The organism is Frankia gtarii (assembly GCF_025403375.1).
GTDB classification, from domain to species: Bacteria; Actinomycetota; Actinomycetes; order Frankiales; family Frankiaceae; genus Frankia; species Frankia gtarii.
Window position 1 is genome coordinate 1 of record NZ_JAMPTM010000375.1, and the last position, 5,269, is coordinate 5,269.

Annotated in this window: 4 protein-coding genes; 3 read left to right on the forward strand and 1 reads right to left on the reverse strand. The window is 72.2% G+C overall.

Translation table 11 applies throughout. The features are described 5' to 3' along the window. The first annotated feature begins 567 nt into the window (after nt 1–567). The gene (locus NBZ83_RS29765) at nt 568–1,968 is read left to right on the forward strand and encodes a hemolysin family protein (protein WP_261571177.1); all 1,401 of its coding nucleotides are present in this window, start codon (nt 568–570) and stop codon (nt 1,966–1,968) included. Continuing rightward, nucleotides 1,965–3,032, forward strand: coding sequence for a hemolysin family protein (locus NBZ83_RS29770; protein ID WP_261571178.1), 1,068 nt, complete (start codon nt 1,965–1,967; stop codon nt 3,030–3,032). The genes NBZ83_RS29765 and NBZ83_RS29770 overlap by 4 nt, the downstream gene beginning before the upstream one ends. Before the next feature lie 28 nt (nt 3,033–3,060). Here NBZ83_RS29770 and NBZ83_RS29775 read toward each other — a convergent pair whose 3' ends face one another. After that, on the reverse strand, nt 3,061–3,882 hold the full coding sequence (locus NBZ83_RS29775; RefSeq protein WP_136447574.1) for a class I SAM-dependent methyltransferase: 822 nt from the start codon (nt 3,880–3,882) through the stop codon (nt 3,061–3,063). A 248-nt stretch (nt 3,883–4,130) separates the two neighbouring features. Here NBZ83_RS29775 and NBZ83_RS29780 point away from each other — a divergent pair. Then, a partial coding sequence (locus tag NBZ83_RS29780) for a serine/threonine-protein kinase (protein WP_261576281.1) occupies nt 4,131–5,269 on the forward strand: 1,139 nt, incomplete at its 3' end.

Genomic DNA, 5,269 nt, shown 5'->3' on the forward strand with positions numbered 1-5,269 from the left:
GCACCCGATTGGGCGGGGTGGGGATTGACGCGGACCGTGTCTGGAGCCAATGCATGGCGACCTCCTCGTCCGGCGGCTGGGTGGCGGCACCCGGCGACGTCACCCGCCTTCTTCCCGCTGTCACACTCCGTGACACGTGAGGAATTCCGGCGTATCGGAACCGGACTGCTTTCTCCCATCCTGACGGCCGCTCAGGCCCACGACTCGCCGACTCGGCCGGCTCGGCATCCCCGGCTGCCGGCATCCCGCGGGCGCGGGCGACGGTTCGGGGAGAGTAGTGGCGGTTCGTGGCGGTTCGTGGCCGAGTGGTAGGGCCTCGGTCGGCGTCCGGTCCCCGAGACAACGCAGTGATCTACTACCGAACACGCTCGAGGTCTGGACCGTCCGGCGACCACAGGTCATCGTGAAACGGACGGGCTGCCCGGCGCGTTGAACCCGCGCGATGCGGGTAAGGCCAGCGCGGCGGGCCGACCCGGACCAAACGGAAGGGATCATGAAGGACTCCGACGACGCCGGATGTAGTTCCGGCCGGCCCACGCGTGGAGAAGCGCCCGCGGGGGTCGACCGATGATCGAGGCGCTTCTACTGATTCTCGGCCTGGCTCTCGTTGCCACCTGCGGGGTCTTTGTGGCAGCCGAGTTCGCACTCGTGACCGCCGACCGGCCGACGGTGGAAAGAGCCGCCGATCGGGGCGAGCGAGGCGCCCGGGGCGTGCTCGCCGCGTTGCGCGGCCTGTCCACCCAGCTGTCCGGGGCCCAGCTCGGGATCACGGTCACGAACCTGGCGATCGGTTTTCTGACCGAGCCCGCCATCGCCGCCCTGCTGCGCGGGCCGCTGACCTCGCTCGGCGCCGCCGACGGGCTGGCCGACGCGTTGTCCGTGGTGGTCGCGATGGTGCTCGCCACCGCGGTGACGATGGTCTTCGGCGAGCTCGTGCCGAAGAACCTGGCGCTGGCCCATCCGCTCGCCACGGCCAAGGCGGTGCAGGGGCCGCAGCGGATGTTCACCCGGGCCACGGGTCTGCTCATCCGCTTCCTGAACGCGACCGCGAACGCCGTGCTGCGCCGGCTCGGCATCGAGCCGCACGAGGAGCTGGCCTCGGCCCGCTCCGCCCAGGAGCTGTTCTCCCTGGTTGGCCGGTCCGCCGAGCACGGCACCCTGTCGCAGGAGACGGCGACGCTGGTGCAGCGTTCACTGCTGTTCGGCGACCGGACCGCCGAGGACGTGATGACCCCTCGGATGCGGATGCGCACGGTGCATGCCGACGAGCCGATCAGCGAGGTCATCACCCTCACCCGGCGGACGGGCCACTCCCGGTTCCCGGTGCTCGGCGAGGACAGCGACGACGTCGTAGGAGTGATCCACATCAAGAACGTGGTCGGCGTCCCCGAGGACGACCGGGAACGCACGCCGGTGCGTGAGGTCATGGTCGCGCCGGTGACGGTTCCCTCCACGCTCCTGTTGGAGCCGCTGCTGGAGACGCTGCGCGCCGGCGGCCTGCAGATGGCCATCGTCGTCGACGAGTTCGGCGGAACGGACGGTCTGGTCACCGCCGAGGACCTGATCGAGGAGATCGTCGGCGACGTCGTCGACGAGCACGACCGGGTCTCCCCCCGGGCCCTGCGCCGTCACGACGGCACCTGGCTGCTGTCCGGCCTGCTGCGTCCGGAGGAGGCAAGCAACGTCACCGGAATCGGGATCCCGACCGACGACACCTACCAGACGCTCGGCGGGCTCGTGGCCCGCGCGCTCGGTCGTATCCCCCGGGCGGGGGACGCGGCGGCCGTCGAGGGGGTGCGCTACACCGTCGAAAGGATGGACGGCCGGCGGGTGGACCGGATCCGACTCGAGCCAGTGGCCCCAACCGGGGTCACCGTGGCGGATGACCCGGCTGCGGCCAGACGGCCCGCCGAGACGTGGGACCGCGAACGATCCGCGGGTCACCGTGAGCAGGCGGCGCAGCGATGAGCGGCCTGCTGGCGATCGCCGCCACGATCCTGCTGCTGGTGCTCAACGCGCTGTTCGTCGGCGCCGAGTTCGCGCTGATCTCCGCTCGACGCACGAGCATCGAGCCGCTGGCGCAGGCGGGTTCCCGGCTGGCGCGGATCACCCTCGGCGCGATGGAGAACGTCTCGGTGATGCTCGCCGGCGCGCAGCTTGGCGTCACCGTCTGCACCCTCGGGCTGGGTGCGCTCGGCGAGCCGGCGATCGCGGACCTGCTGCACGGTCCCTTCGAGGCAGCCGGGCTGCCCTCGGCGCTGCTGCACCCGCTGTCCTTCGCGATCGCGCTGGTTCTGGTGACCTTCCTGCACGTGGTCGTCGGCGAGATGGTCCCCAAGAACATCGCGCTCGCCCTGCCGGATCGGGCCGTGCTGCTGCTGGCTCCGCTGCTGGTCGGCGTCGTCCGGCTGGGCAAGCCGGTGATCATGCTCCTGAACGCGGTGGCAGGCATGTCGCTGCGGATCGTCGGCGTCGAGCCGAAGGACGAGGTGGCCAGTGTGTTCACCCGCGACGAGGTGGCCGGCCTCATCGAGCAGTCGCACCGTGAGGGCCTGCTCGCCGCCGACGAACACGAGCTGCTGACGGGGGCGTTGTCGTTCGAGGAGCGCACGGCGCGCGCCGTGCTGCTCGCCCCGGACGGACTGGTCACGGTCCCACCGACGATCACTCCCCGGCAGGTCGAGCGACTCGCCGCCCGCACCGGGTTCACCCGTTTTCCGGTGCACGACCCCGGCGACGAGATGCTTGGCTACCTGCACCTGAAGGACGTGCTGGAGACGCGGCCGGAACGGCGGTCGAGCCCGGTGGCCGCGAAGTGGATCCGGCCGCTGGCGCACGTCGGCGCCGACGACAGCCTGCGCACGGCACTCGCGACGATGCAGCAGTCCGGCGCCCATCTCGCCCGGGTCACCGACGCGCAGGGCTCCGTGCTGGGACTCGTCGCGCTGGAGGACATCCTCGAGGAACTGGTCGGCAAGATCCGCGACGATGTGGTTCGCGACGGGCATCGCAGCGAGCACCAGCCCGCCTGAGCGGACAGGCCACGGACGCGGCCCGCGGTCAGGCCCGTCGAGGACCGCGGGCCACGATGACGGCCATTGAGGGGGCCCACCAGTAGCTGCAGTCCTCCGGTGGCCGCAGCCCGTCGACGATCTGGACGCCGAACGTGCGGAAGTGGCGCAGCAGCGCACGCTGGTGCCGGCGGGAGACCGAGTCGATCTCGTTGGAGTAGTAGGTGAACGCGCCGCCGTCGGCCAGGGCCGCCGCGGCCGGCGCGAAGAAGTGCTCGGCGAAGGTCGCGTCGCGCATGACGTACTCGTCGACCTCGGTCTCGTCCATGGGATACGTGTCGAACAGGACGCCGTCGAACCGGCCCAGCCCGGACAGGACGTCCTGCCAGCGACCGGTGACGATCTCCACGCCGCGCCGGCCGTCGGCCCGCGCCCACTGCCCGGCGACCTCGGCTGTCCGCGGGTTCGCCTCCACGATGACGTGGCGGGCGGGGCCGACCTCCTGCACGAACCCGGCGGACAGCCCGAGACCGAAACCGATCTCCAGCACCGTGCTCCCCCGCGCGGTGACCGCCTGCGCCAGCGCCCGCATCAGCGGCGCCTCCCAGGTCTGCATCACCTCCTGGCCGGAGACGAGCAGGGTGCCGTCGACCACCGCGGGCGCGGCCGCATCGATGGCGGTGTCGATGCGCGGGCGGGCGGCGCCCGGAACCATGCCGGCGGCCGCCTCGTCCAGCGCACCGAGATCGGCGACGAACTCGTCCAGGGCCCGGTCGAGCAGGAACTGGCGAGGCTCCGCGGACATCGGGTCGAGCAGGGACTGCGTGGTCGGGTTCAGCGTCACCTCGAACTTCGCGGCACGACGGAGCACGCGGCCTCCCGGGTCAGGGCGCGCCGGGTACGGCCCGGCATCCAATTCGTATCGTAGAGCGATCAATCCGTTTCTATCGGCGATCGGTAGGTAAGGAGTGGGTGTCGTCCAACGTTGATGCGATCTCGAAACACCGCACTACATCATCCCCTGGTATGAACATGGGGTCAGACGGACGCCGCTGCCGGCGTCCGTGATCGCGGGGCGGGGTATGCGGGGCCGAAGCGGCCCCGCGGGAGTGGGGCACGGTGACGGGGGCGACACCACCACCGCTGTCCGGGAACACGGCGCGCCCGCTGCAGCCCGAGGACCCGCGCCGCCTGGGCGCCTATCAGGTGATCGGCCGGCTGGGCCAGGGTGGCATGGGCACGGTGTTCCTCGGCCGGGCCCCCGACGGCACCGCGGTGGCCATCAAGGTGATCCGGCCGGAACTCGCGCAGCGCCCGGAGTTCCGCGCCCGGTTCGCCCGGGAGGCCGAGAGCGCGCGCCGGGTGCGCCGATTCACCACGGCGGCCGTGCTCGACGCCGACCCACACGGCCCGCAACCGTATCTCGTGACCGAGTTCGTCGAGGGTCCGACGCTGTCCCGGCACGTGTCGCTCCGAGGGCCGATGCGGCCCGCCGACCTCGAGCAGCTCGCCGTCAGCGTCACCACCGCGCTGAGCGCCATCCACGCCGCCGGAATCGTGCACCGGGACCTCACCCCCGGCAACGTCCTGCTCTCCCCAGTCGGCCCGAAGGTGATCGACTTCGGGCTGGCCCGTGAGTTCAACGCGGACACCGAGCTCAGCCGGAACGTGCGCCAGGCCATCGGGACGCCCGGCTACATGTCGCCCGAGCAGATCCTCGACGCGCCGATCACCTCGGCGGTCGACGTCTTCTCCTGGGGCGCGGTCATGGTCTTCGCCGCCACCGGGCAGCCGCCGTTCGGCACCGGCCGGATGGAGGCGATCCTCTACCGGATCATCAACGAACCGCCCCGGCTCGACGGCGTCAGCGGGGAACTGCGCGGCCTCATCGAGGTCGCGATGGCGAAGGAGGCCGCGGCCCGACCGAGCGCCGAGGAGCTGCGCACGGCGCTGATCGGCGGCGGGGCGCTACCCGCTCGGCCGGCGCCGGTGGCGACGCCGGCCGAGACCGCCGCCGCCCAGCCCCGGCGGTGGGGACGCCGCGGCGGCGCAGCCCCGACACCGGCGGCGCAACCATCCGGCACGGCTGGCTCCGAGGGCGCGACGGGACGCATCGCTCAGGGAGGATTCGCCGGCTCGGCGGGCCCGTCCGGACCTGGCGGGTCGGTCGCGCCCGGTGCGGAACCAGTCGGGGGGGCCGCGGCGATGCCGGCGACCCAGCTGTCGCCCGCGCCGCTGGCCTTCCCACCCCCGGTCCC